The sequence below is a fragment of the Chryseobacterium lathyri genome (assembly GCF_003290185.1).
GTDB classification, from domain to species: Bacteria; Bacteroidota; Bacteroidia; order Flavobacteriales; family Weeksellaceae; genus Chryseobacterium; species Chryseobacterium lathyri.
In genome coordinates, this window is sequence record NZ_QNFY01000003.1 from 264,566 (window position 1) to 279,941 (window position 15,376).

A 15,376-nucleotide genomic window follows, 5' to 3' on the forward strand; every position below is an offset into this window, starting at 1 on the left:
TGCTCAATCAACCAGATCTGTGAGAAAAAAATAATTCTAAAATAGAACATTCGAAAGTAATAAAATCCTTCATAAACCGTTTAAATAATATAATTTCCTTAAATTTGACTAAATCAAAAAGAAAAAAATGAAAAATCTTTTTTTAAGTATAGGTGCGGCTGCTATTCTGGCATCGTGCGGTACAATGTCCAGTGCTTCTGCATCTAAAGTAGGAAAAGCACAGCCTTCACTGGCCAATACGAAATGGACATTGGCTGATAACGTAAAAGGTAAGGTTCCGACCCTTAATATCGAAGGCGAAAAGATCAATGGAAATGGGGGATGCAACAACTATTTCGGGACAGCTAAAATAGATCCTTCTACAGGTGATTTTTCTGCCGGACAAATGGGATCTACAAAAATGATGTGCAACAATATGAGCGTTGAGCAGAATTTTATGGATATGGTAGGGAAAGCTAATAAATATGTGATTTCCGGGACTACCTTAGAGCTTTACAAAGACAATTTACTGCTGTTGAAATTCAATAAAGCGGAATAAAATAAAAAGGAACTCAAATTGAGTTCCTTTTTTTATGTTTAGGTAGTTATTATTCTTCCTCTTCTTCGTCGTACTTAGCCAACTCTTCATCACACCATTTAAATGCAGCCTCTACAACTTTTGTAGCTTCGTCTGCCATAGTTTCTTCATCGTCACCTTCCAAATCATCTAGCCACTCAACTTCCTCTTCCTCAACGTTTAAGATAAATCTTGGATATTCTGTGTGAACTACGAATAAATCTTCAGGAAATTCCGAATTGTCTGCTAATAAAAACTTTGGTAATTTCATTTTTTTATATTTTAACTTTAATCAAAGATAATAAAATTATTGATATTTGTTCCTGTTGATTTTAATTTTTTGCAAAACTTTATACCTTGTAAGAGTCGTTCTCCGAAGTGTATCCTCAGGTTTGAAAGTAAGGGTAATATCAGGATTTACTGTACTTAAAAGTTCAGCAACCTGTATTCTTTCCAGACTTTCTTCATTTAAAACAAAAAACTGTATAGGAACTTTATCCAGCTTCTCACTCTTTAAAAAATCTGAGGCCGCTTTTCTGTTTTCAAGATAATTTCCTTTAGACAGCCATGTGAAAGCCAGTCCGGACAGTAAGCTTAGTCCGGTGATTACATAGGTTTTAGTATTGAAGATCCGGAAAAGTCTATTAAAATAAATAAGCCATACAGGAATTATAAAAGGTCCTATAATCCTGTAATCGAGAGGGATAACCGAATAAAAATACTGAACAAAATAAGAGCATACAATGCCGGAAATACTGATAATGCTAAAGAAATATTCCGTTTCGGACAGCTTATTTTTTACAAGAAGATAAATCATCAAAAAGATATTCAAAGCCCCAATACCATAAATACCATAATTGATGAAGCTTCCCCGGGGATCTGCAATATGGATGAAAGGATTGAATGAAGTTGTCAATCCCTGTATCAGTTCTTTCAATAGCTTGGAAGTGGGGTGAATTCCCATGATCAGAACCTGCTTGATATAATTTTCATTAAAATAATCAATAAATAAAAGTTTATAAGCTCCCACAAACAGGATTCCAATAATACTGGAAATAATAAATACTAGTGAATATTTTTTTCTCAAAAATATTAAGCCGTAAAGGCCGGTTCCTCCAATGAAGAATAAAGCACTGTATCTGATATTATAAAGAGCAATTAATGAAAGTGAAAGATAAAAAATAGCTTTTCCTTTTTCAAGTTTTCCTGTTATGATCTGCGAGGCAGTATATAAAAATAAGAATACAAAAGGAATAATAAGGGCTTCGCTCATCGTATAAGCAAACAATGAAACAAAGCTGAACAATCCGCATACTGCAATGGCTTCACGTTTATAGAACTTTTTTTTCCAGCAGAAATAAATAATAAAAAGATAAGCAGCAATCCCAAGAGCCTTACTTCCCCAGAACTCATCGAAGCCTAGAAATGTAAACAACCTGATGCCAACAGGATAGCCTACCGGAGTGGTAGTATTGTCAATAGTAGGAAGAACATGCGCAAATCTCATGAAGCGGATAGAATCGGGATTCACTCTTCCTTTTTCATTTAATATAAAACGAAGAATGGTCATCATTACAGTGATGATGACCATTGCTATTTGGATATTTCTTTCCTTTAATTTCATTCAGTTATTTCAAAAACATTTTTGAAACTTTTTCAGCTTTTTTGCTTTCCGAATAATCATAGAAACCTTCTCCTGACTTTACACCCAGTTTTCCGGCCATTACCATGTTTACAAGAAGCGGATTCGGTGCATATTTAGGGTTTTTGAAACCGTCGTACATTACATTAAGAATAGCAAGACAGATATCAAGACCGATAAAATCTGCCAGCTGAAGAGGCCCCATCGGATGTGCCATTCCAAGCTTCATTACCGTATCAATTTCTTCTACACCTGCCACACCGTTGTAAAGCGTTTCAATAGATTCATTGATCATGGGCATCAGAATTCTGTTGGCTACGAAACCAGGGTAGTCATTCACTTCCACAGGGACTTTACCCAGTGTTTTGCTCATTTCATAAATAGCATCAAAAGTTTCCTTGGAAGTAGAATATCCTTTGATGATTTCTACCAGCTTCATGATAGGAACCGGGTTCATGAAATGCATTCCGATTACTTTATCCGCTCTTTTGGTAGCCGCAGCGATTTTTGTGATGGAAATAGAAGAAGTATTGGTAGCCAGGATGCAGTTTGCAGGTGCAAATTCATCCATCTGTCCGAAGATTTTCAGTTTCAGATCCTGATTTTCAGTGGCTGCTTCTACGATAAGGTCTGCGCTGCCTGCCGCTTCTTTAAGTTCAGTAAAAGTGCTGATGTTTCCTAGTGTTTCAGCTTTCTGCTCTTCCGTAAGGTTTCCCTTTGCGATTATTCTGTCAAGGTTAGTTGTAATTGTTTTCAGTCCTCTGTCCAGAGCATCCTGAGATACATCCACCAGATTTACTTTGAATCCGCTTTGTGCAAAAGTATGCGCAATTCCATTTCCCATGGTTCCAGCTCCAATAACTACAATGTTTTTGATCATTTTTTTCTTTTATTTTTTATAGATAGTTAAATTTTTAATATCTGCTAAATCAGATTTATAGACAGTCACTGCGGGATCGAAATCCACTGTACCGTCACTGTTCTGTTTTCTGGTTCTGTTTTGTGAAGTAATAACAGATTGCAGGCCTTTTCTGAAAGCAGTTTTCTGTTTTTTACCCAGTTTGTCTGTTCCGATGTATAAAGTAAACTCACCTTCTCTTCCTAAGCCTCCTTGTTTCAAGATTTCAAAAGCTTTCAGTTGATTGTTTTTCTCAAACTTTTTCAGATAATCCATCACAGGTTTTGTGGAGGGTGTTCCACAGCAGATGCTGCCATAGCTTATGCGTACATAGCTCATACTCTTTTGCGAAAAAAAGAATGCAGAACAGAAAAGAAATGTTGTTAATATTATTTTTTTCATATTCATAGTTTTTCCGGATTAAAGAACAAAAAATTACCGGTTTTTTCAGCTTTAAAAATAAGCTTAATATTTTACTTATTAAAATCGTCCCAGACTGCCTTAGAAATATCAGAAACCAATCTGCAGTTCACGGCATTACTTTCCATGGAATTGCTTACAAATATGGCAATTGCGTAATGTTTTCCGTTCGGAAGGGTGATGATTCCCATATCGTTTTCTGCAATGGTAAGTCCTTCGTTATTTTTCCCGGAAGCTCCCGTTTTATGGGCTACAGGAGTGTTTTTAGGAAGCTGTTCAACAATTTTATTGGTGCCTGTTTTTGTACCGATCATAATCTGCATCAGATAATCTGTGGACTTTTTGGAAAGCAATTTTCCATCATGGAACTTTTTAAGAAGCTGTACAGCAGAATTCGTTGTACTGTAATTCTCATAAAGTGCTTTCCAGTCGTTTTTGTGCATTTCATTTTCATTGTACTTAATCTGGAAGCCTTTTACCCCTTTGGAATCCATAAATCCTTGAACCGTTTTTGTTCCGCCAATGAGTTTCAGCAGAACATCACAAAGATTATTGTCACTTAATGCAACGGTATAATCGATTATTTCATTTAAGGAAACATCAATATTTCCATCGGGATGCTTTTCCCGAAACGGAGACCATGTATTTTCCATCAGATCAGATTTACTGATGAATATTTTCTGACCCAAAGACAGTTTTCCTTTATCCACAAGATCTAACACTGCGCAGGCAATATGAAATTTGAAAACACTTAAAGTAGGAAATGGCATATCCTCGTTTTTGCTGTATTTGAAATTATTTTCAAAGCCAAGAACCGAAACTCCAACGGTTGCTTTTTTATCTTTAATAATAGAGTTTATTTTCTGCTCTAAAACAGATTTTTGAGCTACAGCCAGCGACGAGATCAGAAGAAAGAAAAGTCCTATTTTTTTCATAGTATAATGATTAAAAGAAAATCCCTTTCAGATACTAAAAGGGATTTGCAATTTAAGATAAATTATTACTCTATTTCAAAATAATTCAGGTTGGAACCGTCGCTTTCAAAATGCAGCCTGATTTTATTTGTTCCTTTCTTCAGAGAGACGTTCTTAACTGAAACTGTTTTCCAGTTTTCATCTCCTCCGGTGGAAGGCAGTGAAACTTTGGCCAGCAGTTTTCCCGAAGCATCTTCCAGTCTGATACCAGCATTACTCTGACCTGCATACCTGATGCTGAAGGTGTAGTTTTTATCAGATTTTACATCAATGGTATACTGAAGCCATTCTCCCGCTTCCGTTTTTCCCACATAATATTTATTGGTCACTTTGTCATGGCACAGATAAATATCCACGCCGTCATTTCTCATCTGCTGTCCGGAATTCCATTCCGATCTTTTCTTCGGATCACTTACCCAAAGGTTGACAAAATCCTTATCCAGATAGGCTGAACCCATTCTTCCCAAATCATAGTCCGAAGCAAATATTCTTCCCGGAGCCTGATGGTTTTTAAATGGTTTTGCAGAATCGTCATTAACCTGTCTGAACATGGCATCTATAACATCATTTTTGATTTCGACATTATTGAATTTATAATTCTCGGCAATCTGCATCAATGCTTTTGTTGCATAGTCTTTAGAAGGTTTTTCGCCACCGTTTTTCCAGTAATTCAGGAGTTTTTCATATTCAGGAGTGATTTTGACATTCGTAATTCCTGCAATATTATCGATCTTTTTCATCGGCCAGAATGCATATCCGATGTTGTGTCTGTCCAGAAGCTGGATCAGCTCTGTAAACCATACATTGGAATTTTCTCCGGTTTCCCCAAGCCAGATCGGAATATTGTGTTTCTTCCTGAGATCAAGAATTGATTGGATGGTTTCATCATTGTTATAATTCCAATACTTATGAAAGCTAAATGCCATATTGCTGTCCCAAATCGGGATCAGTCCGTTGTAATTATTTCCCCACCCGTTTCCTTCAATAAATATGATATGCTTTTTATCGGTTTCACGAATAGCGGTGGTAATGTCTTTCTGCAGCTTCCAGAGTGGAGCATTCGACATCTCATCGGTGCCATTCGGATTTTTTCCGGTGAAATTAATATTTGGTTCATTGATCAGATCATAACCTCCGATCCACGGTTCATCCTTATACCGTTCAGCAAGCTTTTTCCATAAAGCAATCGTTTTCTCTTGGTTTTCAATGCTTTCCCAGAGAGAGGGTTTTGTTTTATCATTATCTGAAATATTAACGTCATTTCCCTGCCCACCAGGTGCTGCATGAAGGTCAAGGATCAGATATATTTTATTGGCAGCACACCATTTCAGAAGATCATCTGTCATTTTAAAGCCTTCTTCCAGCCATGTATTCTGTCCTTTTACCGGTTCTTTTTCAATGGGAAGAGTGTATAGATCATAATGCATCGGAAGCCTTACGGAATTGAATCCCGCTTGAGCAAGAAAATCGATATCCTGTCTGGTGATGCCGTTTTTAAGGTAAACTTTATAGAAATCTTTCATTCCGCCTTCACCAATTAATTCGGCGATCTTCTCTTTGATCTTGTACTGAGGCCCTGCAAAATCGGCTGTTTTCAGCATATATCCTTCCTGAAGCATCCACCCACCAAGGCCCAAGCCTCGCAGCTGGATGTTTTCTCCTTTGTCATTAATTATTTTCTGTCCGTCAGTTTTTAATAATTGTGATGTCCCAAATTGAGACAATAACAAGGCGGATAATAGGATGAGTCTTTTCATATTAGATTTATTTATTTTAAATTATAGGAGAGAATTTTAGAATAATAGTTTTAAGAAAGACAAATATATTTAAAAAATCCAGAATAAAAATTAAAATTGTGTCATGAAAAAATTATTTCAGAAAAAAGGAAATAGGAAGGTTTGTTGATGACTTTTTAAATACAACAGGCTGTCATTTTAATGACAGCCTGTTGTAAATATTATGAGATAAAACTTATTTTGAAATCAGTTTTACAATTTCAAGAGCAACCTTTAAAGCTTCCGTTCCGTCTTCCAGGGAAACTTCCACATTTTTACCGTCAGTGATGGCATCTGCAAAAGAATTTAATTCATCAAGAATTGCATTATTAGGCTGGATGTCCGGATATTCAAATAAGATCTGATTCTTTTCTCCATCAGCATTTTCAATGATCATGTCAAAAGGAGTAGGGTTTTTAGGAGCATCCTTCATTCGGATCACCTCTGCTTTCTTTTCCAGGAAGTCTACAGAAATATATGCGTCTTTCTGGAAAAAACGGCTTTTTCTCATCGCTTTCATAGAGATTCTGGAAGTCGTAAGGTTCGCTACGCAGCCATTTTCAAATTCTATTCTGGCGTTTGCAATATCCGGGGTCTTGCTTACCACACAAACACCGCTTGCATGAATATTTTTAACCTTCGATTTGGCCATGCTCAGTAAAATATCCAGATCATGGATCATAAGGTCCAGTACTACAGAAACATCCGTCCCTCTGGGATTGAATTCTGCCAGCCTGTGGATCTCAATAAACATTGGATTTTTAATGTATTCTTTAGTGGCAATAAAAGCGGGATTGTATCTTTCAACATGTCCAACCTGTGCCTTAATACCATTTTCCTGGCACTTATGAAGAATTTCTTCCGCCTGCTCAAGCGTTTGGGTTACCGGTTTTTCAATGAAAAAATGAAGACCTTTTTCAATTGCTTTTAGGGCATAATCATAATGATAGACTGTGGGAGTCACAATATCCAGCATATCGATCTGTTCAAGAAGTTCATCAAAATTTTCAAAATATTTATACCCGAATTCAGCTTCTATTTTTTTTCCGTTTTCAGGATCTTTATCATGGAAACCTACCAGCTCGTACTTATCTGACTGGTTAAGAAGTCGTAAATGGATCTTCCCCAGATGTCCGGCACCTACCAAACCTGCTTTTAACATAGATTTTTTTAATTTTTGTAAAGATAAGAATTTTAGGTATTAAGAAATACCCTGTCGCTTTTAGGTTGATAAGTATGGATAGTTTTTTTACTTTTGCAGGAACTACTACCTGTAACCTAATAACTATTATCTTACTAATGATGCATGATTCGTTTGTACATAAAGGAAAAAGAAAGATTCTGGTCGAATATTTAAGACATAAGATAGGAATCTCGGATGAAAATGTACTTTCGGCTATGAGTAACGTTCCGAGACATCTTTTTATCGAAAGTATTTTTGAGGATTTTGCTTATGAAGACCGCGCTTTTCCGATTTTGTCACATCAGACCATTTCCCATCCCTCAACGGTAGCGGAACAATCCGAACTGCTGCAGGTAAAACCGGGCGAAAAAGTTCTGGAAATCGGAACCGGATGCGGGTATCAGACTGCTGTTCTGATCGCTATGAAAGCCTTGGTCTATACCGTGGAAAGGCAGAAAGATCTTTTTGATTTCTCAAAGAAAAAATTCCGTGAGCTTCATCTGAATCCAAAATTTCAGAGTTTTGGGGATGGTTTTGCCGGGCTTCCTACTTTTGCACCTTTTGATAAGATTATTGTTACCTGTGGAGCTTCGGTTTTGCCCACAGAATTATTAAAACAGCTGAATGTAGGTGGAAAAATGGTTATTCCGTTAGGCCCTACCGATGAACAGATCCTGTACAGATTTACAAAAACTGCTCCTACACAATTCGAAAAAGAAGAATTCGGAGCTTATAAATTTGTTCCGATGTTGGGAGATACGAATCATTAACGTGATTTTTTTATAACCACAAAAGGCAAAAAAGTTTTAATTTCAATTAAACACTTCATAAAACTTAAGTGTGCTTCATAGGCGCAAAGTATTTAACTTTAAAATAACTAAAGTGTTTAAAAGACTTTTGTGGTTAAAAAGAAACTTCGGTTTTTTAATAAACTTTAAGACTGCTTCGGAACAGTAATTGGATTCAATTTGTAACCTAATCACTTAAATTTTTATTATTATGGATACGAATAGATTTAAATCTTCACACGATTTCAGTAATATTCAGAAAAACCTGCATAATAATCCCGGATATCACGCAGAGAGCTATTCCCAGCAGGTAAAGGATTATATGAATGATATGAAAATTAAGAACCAGGAAGCAACCAAGCAGGGATTTATAGCTCATGCACAGAAATCGGCAAAGGATGTTTGGGAAGAGATTCAGGAAATGGCTTCTCAGGCCTGGGACAAAAGCCAGAACCAATCAGATGAAGACCAATAATTTTTAATATTAAAGTTAAAGAACCTCACTTTTTAACAGGAGTGAGGTTTTTTATTTGAAAGTTCTAAGCACAATAAATACAAAATAAAGAATGAAAGTATTTGTAAACAAAAGAATTCCGGAAGTGGGGATCAATATCTTGAAAGAAGCCGGACTCGACGTTTTTATTCCGGAACATGAAAACCTTTCCCATGAAGAATGGTTGATCTACTGCCAGAACCACGATGCCATTTTAAGTGTGGGTGGGGAATTTAAATACGACAAAGATTTTTTTGATCAGTGTCCCAACATAAAAACGATTGCTTTATACTCCGTAGGTTTTGATCATGTGGATATTAAAGAAGCAAACCGCAGGAATATTCCTGTAGGAAATACACCGGATGTCCTCAGTAAAGCCACGTCTGATATCGCTTTTCTGCTGATGCAGTCTGTGGCAAGACGAGCGAGCTATAATTTTCAGAAAGTGAAAGATGGCAACTGGGGAGATTTTGACCCGTTGCATGCTTTGGGGCAGGAATTATACGGGAAAACTTTAGGAATTATGGGGTTGGGAAGGATAGGTTTTGAAATGGCCGAAAAGTCGTATAAAGCTTTTGATATGAAGATCATTTACCACAACCGGAACCGTAATGAAGAAGCAGAAAAAAAACTGAATGCCACTTATGTTTCTTTCGAAGAACTTCTTGAACAGTCGGATGTACTGAGTGTCCACGCCAATTTTACCCCTGAGCAGAAGGATCTCTTTAACAGACCTGTATTTGAAAAAATGAAATCCAATGTCATTTTCATCAATACAGCCAGAGGTGGTTTCCAAAATGAAAAAGATCTGTATGAAGCATTGATTTCAAAACAAATCTGGGGAGCAGGTCTGGATGTAACCAATCCTGAACCCATGTCCAAGGAAAGTCCGCTTTTGGAACTTTCCAATGTCTGTGTACTGCCACACATAGGTTCAGCAACCATAGAAGCAAGAACCGGAATGGCAAAGATGGCCGCTGAAAATATGGTCGCCTTCTCCAAGGGTGAAAAAATTCCTTATTGTGCCAATCCTGAAGTATATTCTAAGAATTCCTGACAGCTTGGACTTATTTTTGATTTGTATACATAAATCCTAAATACAAAATATTATGATACCAGAGAACAATACCAATGAACAGAACAGAAAGTTAGAGGAAATGGATTACAATCCGAATGAAGATATATTTAATCAGGAACCGCATATCCCGCTCGATGGTGACGGAAATCCAATCCTGAATGAAGAAGATGATGATAAAATAGACAAAGGACTTGACATTCCGGGAATCGAAGATGATGACGATATGGAAGAAATAGGATCTGAGGATGAAGAAAATAATTACTGGAGCCGAAGCGATAACGAAGATGACCATGAGGAAGAAAATGATGATGTGTTAACTTAATTTGTGCCCTGTACAATAAACTGACCTTACTGATTTTCAGTGAGGTTTTGTTATTTTTGGAAGCCACTTGTTTTCCCTGGAATATTTTCCCCTCCCTTTTGAGGGGAAACCTTTCTCCAAATTATAAACAAAGGTCGCAGCTTATATTTTATGTCTTACAAATCATCTGTAAGCATTTTGCCTTATTAGCCATTTTATCATTTCGCCCTTTTCGCCTTTTATTTGCCTATATTTTCTAATTTGAATATCTTTAAAACTTCAAACATTGATTCTAAACATTGAACTTTAAATAGCAATATGACATTTCAAGAACAGATACAACAGGGGATTCCTGATCAGCTGCCACAGCCTAAACCATACGAGACCAATATCAACCATGCACCGAAGCGTAAAGAGATTTTAGGGGAAGAAGAGAAAAAGCTTGCGCTGAAAAATGCTCTGCGTTATTTCGAGCCTAAGTTTCATGCAGAATTACTGCCTGAATTCAAAGAAGAACTGGAAAAATACGGCAGGATTTATATGTACCGTTTCCGTCCTGATTATGAGATGAAGGCAAGGGCAATTGAGGAATATCCCGGAAAATCTGAGCAGGCAAAAGCCATTATGCTGATGATCCAGAATAACCTTGATTATGCGGTGGCACAGCATCCTCATGAGCTGATTACTTATGGAGGAAACGGAGCTGTATTTTCCAACTGGGCACAGTATCTTTTAACGATGAAATATCTGTCGGAAATGACAGATGAGCAGACTTTAACCATGTACTCAGGGCATCCGATGGGACTTTTCCCTTCGCATAAAGATGCACCGAGAGTGGTAGTCACCAACGGAATGATGATCCCAAACTATTCCAAGCCGGATGACTGGGAGAAATTCAATGCTCTGGGCGTTACGCAGTACGGGCAGATGACGGCAGGAAGCTATATGTATATTGGTCCGCAGGGAATTGTTCACGGAACAACCATCACTGTTCTGAATGCCTTCAGAAAGATTAAAAAAGAACCGAAAGGAGGACTTTTTGTAACCTCAGGATTGGGAGGAATGAGTGGAGCACAGCCTAAAGCAGGAAATATTGCCGGTTGTATCACAGTATGTGCCGAAGTGAATCCGAAAATCACCAGGATCCGCCACGATCAGAAATGGGTAAACGAAATCCATGAAAATCTGGATGCTTTGGTAGAAAGGGTACAGAAAGCTCAGGAAGATAAGGAAACAGTTTCACTGGCCTACCTTGGAAACATAGTTGAGGTTTGGGAGAAATTTGATGAGAAAAATTTGAAAATCGACATAGGATCAGACCAGACATCACTTCATAATCCTTGGGCAGGCGGATATTATCCGGCTGGACAAAGTTTCGAGGAATCAAACAGGATGATGGCTGAAGAACCTGAACTGTTTAAAGAAAAAGTCCAGGAAACTTTAAGAAGACATGCCACAGCTATCAATAAGCATACCCAGAAAGGAACCTATTTCTTTGATTATGGAAATGCCTTTTTACTCGAAGCTTCAAGAGCAGGAGCGGATGTAATGGCAGAAAATCCAAGCCTTGGAAGAGAATTCAAATATCCTAGCTATGTTCAGGATATTATGGGGCCTATGTGTTTCGATTACGGTTTCGGGCCGTTCCGTTGGGTATGTACCAGCGGAAAGCCGGAAGACCTGCAGAAAACAGATGATATTGCATGTGCTGTTTTGGAAGAAATGGTAAAAAATTCTCCCGAAGAAATCCAGCAGCAGATGAAAGACAATATCCAGTGGATCAAAGGTGCTCAGGAAAACAAGCTGGTAGTCGGTTCCCAGGCGAGAATCCTGTATGCAGATGCAGAGGGAAGAATGAAGATCGCCGAAGCATTTAACAATGCAATTAAGAACGGAGAAATCGGTCCTGTAGTTTTAGGAAGGGATCACCATGATGTTTCCGGTACAGATTCGCCTTACAGGGAGACTTCCAATATCTATGACGGTTCAAGATTTACCGCAGATATGGCCATCCACAACGTGATTGGCGACAGTTTCCGTGGCGCGACTTGGGTGTCTATCCATAACGGCGGCGGAGTAGGCTGGGGCGAAGTCATTAACGGTGGTTTCGGAATGCTGCTGGACGGAAGTTCAGAAGCCGACAGAAGACTGAAATCTATGCTTTTCTGGGACGTAAACAACGGAATTTCCAGAAGAAGCTGGGCTAGAAATGAAGGCGCTGTTTTCGCTATTAAAAGAGCGATGGAAGCAGAACCAAATTTGAAAGTAACGCTTCCGAATTTTGTAGATGAGGGTTTGTTTTAAAATTTTTTAGATATGGAAAAACCTGCCGTGAGGCAGGTTTTAATTTATTTATCTAACTGTAAAATTTGAAAATTTACTCCTAGATTTCTCATGTTTTTAGAGAGATCAATTAGTGTGAATTTAGCAATATTTGAATTGAATTTACTTATGTCATTTACTAAACTACGTTTACTGGTAGACGTATCTAATACTGCTAGTACAAAAATAATTTTTTTGTTTTTTATACTATTAATGAACATTTCTTTAGTTAATTTTCCAAATTGTGTCTTTGCTTTTTTATAATATGGTGATTCACCATTATTATTAACGACTAAAGAATAAAGACCATCAAGATATTTATAATTATTTTTTACATCTTCAATAGTTTTTCTCGCTGAAATATAGACTTGATTACATAGATCACGCATTGAGTTATCAAATCCCTTTTTGATATGATAAAAATAGATTTCATTTTTTTCGATTTTTAAAATGTCACAAGCTTCTATATTTTGATAAGTAAAAGTATCAAAAACATAAGTATTTGCCTTTCCTATATAACTTGAATTATAATCATTTTACAACCAACAATTCCAAAAAGCCGGAAGGCCCTTTCCAAATTGCCGAAAAAAGTATAAATTCAAAGATATAAAAAAGCAGCCACTTAGTTGTGGCTGTTTTCATATCCGATCATTAGCAGATCGGGTCGGTAAATATCTTTGACATTGGTATCCGGTTCAAATGTGCTAAACCTTTTATCTTGCGGTTTACGCATGATGACTCCGTTTAAGATGTCGTTAAGGGCTGTTTCAAAGAGTTTCAGCCCCATCGGGAGTAATGTATCACGCCAAAGGCTGACAGCCGATTTTTGAGGGCTTAAATGAAATTCCGGAGGTATCCAGCACCAATCCTGATAAGCAATGTCACCACGGTCAATTCCTGCATTCAGCCAGAAAATCGTCCCTCCAGTTACGGATTCCTTCATCCTGATAGCCCATTCAATAGACGAACGGCCCCTATGTCTTGGTAACAATGAAGGATGATAGCCAAGCCATCCCAAACGGGGAATAAATCTTGTTTTCTTTCCGATATAATCGAATGAATGCGCTGTAATACCTAAATCACAGTCCGGCATATTATCTGCGCTGAGACTACCTGCCGGTATGATTGGTATGTTCCAACGCCGAGCAGCCCTACCAATATATTTATCATCCAATGGGCAACAAACGCCGATAACTTCAATATTTAATTTCTGACAAAGCCTGAAAACCTCTTCTCCGAAAAACTTCTGTCCCGATATAAAAACTTTAAATTTCTTCATTTCCTATATATTTAAATCCCTGTACCGCCCTAAAATGACCGCCATAGCCTCCGGTTGTTGTTTTTTTGCCGTTATCAAAACCCTTAGCTGTATTTTGAAGTGACTTTATGCTTCGTGCCTTATTATCCCCGGTAAGTTTTGCCGATACCTGTTTCCACTTTTTAGAATTTCTCATATATCCGCAAAGCTGAGGGTGTGATGTGTGAAAATAAGTTGGATATTTTCTTTCACATCTTCCCTTGCCTTCCAAATGATACTGCATAATTTCATTTAAAAAGGCGGTGCCCACTCCGGCTCCCTGCCATTCCGGCATTACAACCAAACGGGTTGCGCGATATCCCCCTGAAGGAAAGAAGGGGCAAACAGCAACGTGACAAACTAACTCACCATCTACGGTTCCGACAAAATATTCTGCACAGGGTGGATGTTTTAAATCTAAATAATAATGCTGTTTAAAAAACTTCCAGTAACTTCCGTTGACCTTCCAAATGTCGAGTTTAACAGGAGGCCGTTTTGAGGCTTTTTTTTTACTTCACCTGTCCGGGTATCATAAACCCAATCAGGTTGCAGCCATTCGACAATATCATAATGGCATGATAAAAGTACAATCTGTTTTCCTTTCGTTTTTCGCCATGCTTTGGAAAATGCAGATGCCCCGATTTTGGCAATCTGCCTATCCACGACTGAGGTAAATTCATCAATAACAGCTTTATCCGGAGCCTCACAAATAAGACGGGCAAGGCCGGCGCGGAACTGCTCCCCATTACTCAGAACTTTGAAAGGACGAAGCCAAGCCGGAACATCACCCAGTCCAACGGCCGACAATGCACTCGTTACTGTATTCATATCTAAGTCCGGCGCGATGTCTTCAATAATCGGAAGTTCAGGATTCCAACCTTTGGCAAGGTTTACGATTTCATTTTCCCAAATTTGACTGCCTATTGATGTTTTGCCGCTTCCTGAAGGACCAACGATAAGCCCAATTTGCCACCCTTCATCCTCAATCGGAAGATCGGCAATATGCTGCCAGTTGTGGCCGCTTTCAGCATTAAATAAACTTTTTACTTTTTCTGACCTGAACGAATTAAAATTTTTACAGGTATGTTTTACTTCTATTTTCATACGGATACTACTTTTAAATTTTTAAATCCCATTTCTTTAAGTTTGTCGAAGAGTTCCTTTTGCTCTTTTTCGCTGTCTACCTTAATGATAACAGCATGCTGCTCTTTGTATTTAAATTCTGCCATATACTTTGTTTTTATGATGTTATTACAATCCCATTATCTTTTAATTTTGTTTTCAGCATCGTATTTTCCGCCTTCAACAAATTATTTTCGGCTTTTAACTGTTCGTTAATGCGTTTCTGAAAGTCAATCTGCTGTTGGAGCATAAGGACTTTTTTATCCGACAGATCTGAAAATTCGGTAAATTTTGCTTCGTACCGGCTGCCCAGATCATCTAAAGCTTCCTTGTAAAGCTTGACCAATTTATCAGCGTTTTCAATTTCTTTGCCTTCATTGTCGGCGTTTATTCCGGCAACTTCTGCCCGTAATTTTCTCTTTCCGAATATAAACCCTGCAAGCCCGGTTAAAACTGCCCCGATGAAGGCTCCGAAGTGTTCAATGAGTAATTTTAATAGTTCTTTCATTTCTGATCAGTAAAGGTTA

At 37.8% G+C, this 15,376-nt stretch carries 19 protein-coding genes; 6 read left to right on the forward strand and 13 right to left on the reverse strand.

Annotation, left to right across the window (positions count from 1 at the left end; all coding sequences use genetic code 11):
• Window positions 1-127: 127 nt before the first annotated feature.
• Window positions 128-538, forward strand: a complete 411-nt coding sequence (locus tag DRF61_RS05365) for an META domain-containing protein (RefSeq protein WP_073335269.1) — start codon at window positions 128-130, stop codon at window positions 536-538.
• Between the two features lie 49 nt (window positions 539-587).
• Here the strand turns inward: DRF61_RS05365 and DRF61_RS05370 are convergent, their stop codons facing one another.
• The 7 genes from DRF61_RS05370 to DRF61_RS05400 form a co-directional block, all read right to left on the reverse strand.
• Window positions 588-827, reverse strand: a complete 240-nt coding sequence (locus DRF61_RS05370) for a hypothetical protein (RefSeq protein WP_007845674.1) — start codon at window positions 825-827, stop codon at window positions 588-590.
• Window positions 828-863: 36 nt separating this feature from the next.
• Window positions 864-2,180, reverse strand: coding sequence for a hypothetical protein (locus DRF61_RS05375; protein ID WP_111954811.1), 1,317 nt, complete (start codon window positions 2,178-2,180; stop codon window positions 864-866).
• 4 nt (window positions 2,181-2,184) lie between these two features.
• Window positions 2,185-3,075, reverse strand: a complete 891-nt coding sequence (locus DRF61_RS05380) for a 3-hydroxybutyryl-CoA dehydrogenase (RefSeq protein ID WP_174772308.1) — start codon at window positions 3,073-3,075, stop codon at window positions 2,185-2,187.
• A gap of 12 nt (window positions 3,076-3,087) precedes the next feature.
• The gene (locus tag DRF61_RS05385; protein WP_111955077.1) at window positions 3,088-3,498 is read right to left on the reverse strand and encodes a hypothetical protein; all 411 of its coding nucleotides are present in this window, start codon (window positions 3,496-3,498) and stop codon (window positions 3,088-3,090) included.
• 71 nt (window positions 3,499-3,569) lie between these two features.
• A complete protein-coding gene (gene bla-A, locus DRF61_RS05390) occupies window positions 3,570-4,451 on the reverse strand; it encodes a CGA/CIA family class A beta-lactamase (RefSeq protein WP_111954815.1) in 882 nt (293 codons plus the stop codon).
• A 65-nt stretch (window positions 4,452-4,516) separates the two neighbouring features.
• Window positions 4,517-6,247, reverse strand: coding sequence for a cellulase family glycosylhydrolase (locus tag DRF61_RS05395; protein WP_111954817.1), 1,731 nt, complete (start codon window positions 6,245-6,247; stop codon window positions 4,517-4,519).
• A 214-nt stretch (window positions 6,248-6,461) separates the two neighbouring features.
• Window positions 6,462-7,427, reverse strand: a complete 966-nt coding sequence (locus DRF61_RS05400) for a Gfo/Idh/MocA family protein (RefSeq protein ID WP_111954819.1) — start codon at window positions 7,425-7,427, stop codon at window positions 6,462-6,464.
• A gap of 140 nt (window positions 7,428-7,567) precedes the next feature.
• On the opposite strand from DRF61_RS05400, the gene DRF61_RS05405 reads away from it, so the two are divergent.
• The 5 genes from DRF61_RS05405 to DRF61_RS05425 all read left to right on the forward strand — a co-directional run bounded on the left by DRF61_RS05405 (window position 7,568) and on the right by DRF61_RS05425 (window position 12,412).
• Window positions 7,568-8,218: a protein-L-isoaspartate(D-aspartate) O-methyltransferase gene (locus DRF61_RS05405; protein WP_111954821.1), complete on the forward strand. Its 651-nt coding sequence runs from the start codon at window positions 7,568-7,570 to the stop codon at window positions 8,216-8,218.
• Window positions 8,219-8,447: 229 nt separating this feature from the next.
• Window positions 8,448-8,711, forward strand: coding sequence for a prevent-host-death protein (locus DRF61_RS05410; protein WP_111954823.1), 264 nt, complete (start codon window positions 8,448-8,450; stop codon window positions 8,709-8,711).
• Window positions 8,712-8,802: 91 nt separating this feature from the next.
• Window positions 8,803-9,786 (forward strand): 2-hydroxyacid dehydrogenase, encoded by a 984-nt coding sequence (locus DRF61_RS05415; protein ID WP_111954825.1) that lies wholly within the window; start codon window positions 8,803-8,805, stop codon window positions 9,784-9,786.
• Between the two features lie 52 nt (window positions 9,787-9,838).
• Window positions 9,839-10,129, forward strand: coding sequence for a hypothetical protein (locus tag DRF61_RS05420; protein WP_111954827.1), 291 nt, complete (start codon window positions 9,839-9,841; stop codon window positions 10,127-10,129).
• A 297-nt stretch (window positions 10,130-10,426) separates the two neighbouring features.
• The gene (locus DRF61_RS05425; RefSeq protein ID WP_111954829.1) at window positions 10,427-12,412 is read left to right on the forward strand and encodes a urocanate hydratase; all 1,986 of its coding nucleotides are present in this window, start codon (window positions 10,427-10,429) and stop codon (window positions 12,410-12,412) included.
• Between the two features lie 44 nt (window positions 12,413-12,456).
• Here the strand turns inward: DRF61_RS05425 and DRF61_RS05430 are convergent, their stop codons facing one another.
• From DRF61_RS05430 to DRF61_RS05445, 6 genes are all read right to left on the reverse strand, one after another.
• A complete protein-coding gene (locus tag DRF61_RS05430) occupies window positions 12,457-12,819 on the reverse strand; it encodes a hypothetical protein (RefSeq protein WP_111954831.1) in 363 nt (120 codons plus the stop codon).
• A 233-nt stretch (window positions 12,820-13,052) separates the two neighbouring features.
• Window positions 13,053-13,523 (reverse strand): formyltransferase family protein, encoded by a 471-nt coding sequence (locus DRF61_RS05435; protein WP_157963362.1) that lies wholly within the window; start codon window positions 13,521-13,523, stop codon window positions 13,053-13,055.
• A 172-nt stretch (window positions 13,524-13,695) separates the two neighbouring features.
• Window positions 13,696-14,199, reverse strand: a complete 504-nt coding sequence (locus tag DRF61_RS22835) for a GNAT family N-acetyltransferase (protein ID WP_202974496.1) — start codon at window positions 14,197-14,199, stop codon at window positions 13,696-13,698.
• Window positions 14,145-14,831, reverse strand: a complete 687-nt coding sequence (locus DRF61_RS22840; protein ID WP_202974495.1) for a hypothetical protein — start codon at window positions 14,829-14,831, stop codon at window positions 14,145-14,147. Before DRF61_RS22840 ends, DRF61_RS22835 begins: the two co-directional genes overlap by 55 nt.
• A complete protein-coding gene (locus DRF61_RS23005) occupies window positions 14,828-14,956 on the reverse strand; it encodes a hypothetical protein (RefSeq protein ID WP_262510820.1) in 129 nt (42 codons plus the stop codon). The genes DRF61_RS22840 and DRF61_RS23005 overlap by 4 nt, the downstream gene beginning before the upstream one ends.
• 11 nt (window positions 14,957-14,967) lie before the next feature.
• Entirely contained in the window at window positions 14,968-15,357 is a 390-nt protein-coding gene (locus DRF61_RS05445) for a hypothetical protein (RefSeq protein ID WP_111954835.1), read from the reverse strand.
• Window positions 15,358-15,376 lie beyond the last annotated feature (19 nt).

Coding starts and splice junctions, on each gene's coding strand:
- DRF61_RS05365 (WP_073335269.1), top strand. CDS start 128: ATGAAAAATCTTTTTTTAAGTATAGGTGCGGCTGCTATTCTGGCATCG.
- DRF61_RS05370 (WP_007845674.1), bottom strand. CDS start 827: ATGAAATTACCAAAGTTTTTATTAGCAGACAATTCGGAATTTCCTGAA.
- DRF61_RS05375 (WP_111954811.1), bottom strand. CDS start 2,180: ATGAAATTAAAGGAAAGAAATATCCAAATAGCAATGGTCATCATCACT.
- DRF61_RS05385 (WP_111955077.1), bottom strand. CDS start 3,498: ATGAAAAAAATAATATTAACAACATTTCTTTTCTGTTCTGCATTCTTT.
- bla-A (WP_111954815.1), bottom strand. CDS start 4,451: ATGAAAAAAATAGGACTTTTCTTTCTTCTGATCTCGTCGCTGGCTGTA.
- DRF61_RS05395 (WP_111954817.1), bottom strand. CDS start 6,247: ATGAAAAGACTCATCCTATTATCCGCCTTGTTATTGTCTCAATTTGGG.
- DRF61_RS05400 (WP_111954819.1), bottom strand. CDS start 7,427: ATGTTAAAAGCAGGTTTGGTAGGTGCCGGACATCTGGGGAAGATCCAT.
- DRF61_RS05405 (WP_111954821.1), top strand. CDS start 7,568: ATGCATGATTCGTTTGTACATAAAGGAAAAAGAAAGATTCTGGTCGAA.
- DRF61_RS05410 (WP_111954823.1), top strand. CDS start 8,448: ATGGATACGAATAGATTTAAATCTTCACACGATTTCAGTAATATTCAG.
- DRF61_RS05415 (WP_111954825.1), top strand. CDS start 8,803: ATGAAAGTATTTGTAAACAAAAGAATTCCGGAAGTGGGGATCAATATC.
- DRF61_RS05420 (WP_111954827.1), top strand. CDS start 9,839: ATGATACCAGAGAACAATACCAATGAACAGAACAGAAAGTTAGAGGAA.
- DRF61_RS05425 (WP_111954829.1), top strand. CDS start 10,427: ATGACATTTCAAGAACAGATACAACAGGGGATTCCTGATCAGCTGCCA.
- DRF61_RS05430 (WP_111954831.1), bottom strand. CDS start 12,819: ATGCGTGATCTATGTAATCAAGTCTATATTTCAGCGAGAAAAACTATT.
- DRF61_RS05435 (WP_157963362.1), bottom strand. CDS start 13,523: ATGCCGGACTGTGATTTAGGTATTACAGCGCATTCATTCGATTATATC.
- DRF61_RS22840 (WP_202974495.1), bottom strand. CDS start 14,831: ATGAAAATAGAAGTAAAACATACCTGTAAAAATTTTAATTCGTTCAGG.
- DRF61_RS23005 (WP_262510820.1), bottom strand. CDS start 14,956: ATGGCAGAATTTAAATACAAAGAGCAGCATGCTGTTATCATTAAGGTA.
- DRF61_RS05445 (WP_111954835.1), bottom strand. CDS start 15,357: ATGAAAGAACTATTAAAATTACTCATTGAACACTTCGGAGCCTTCATC.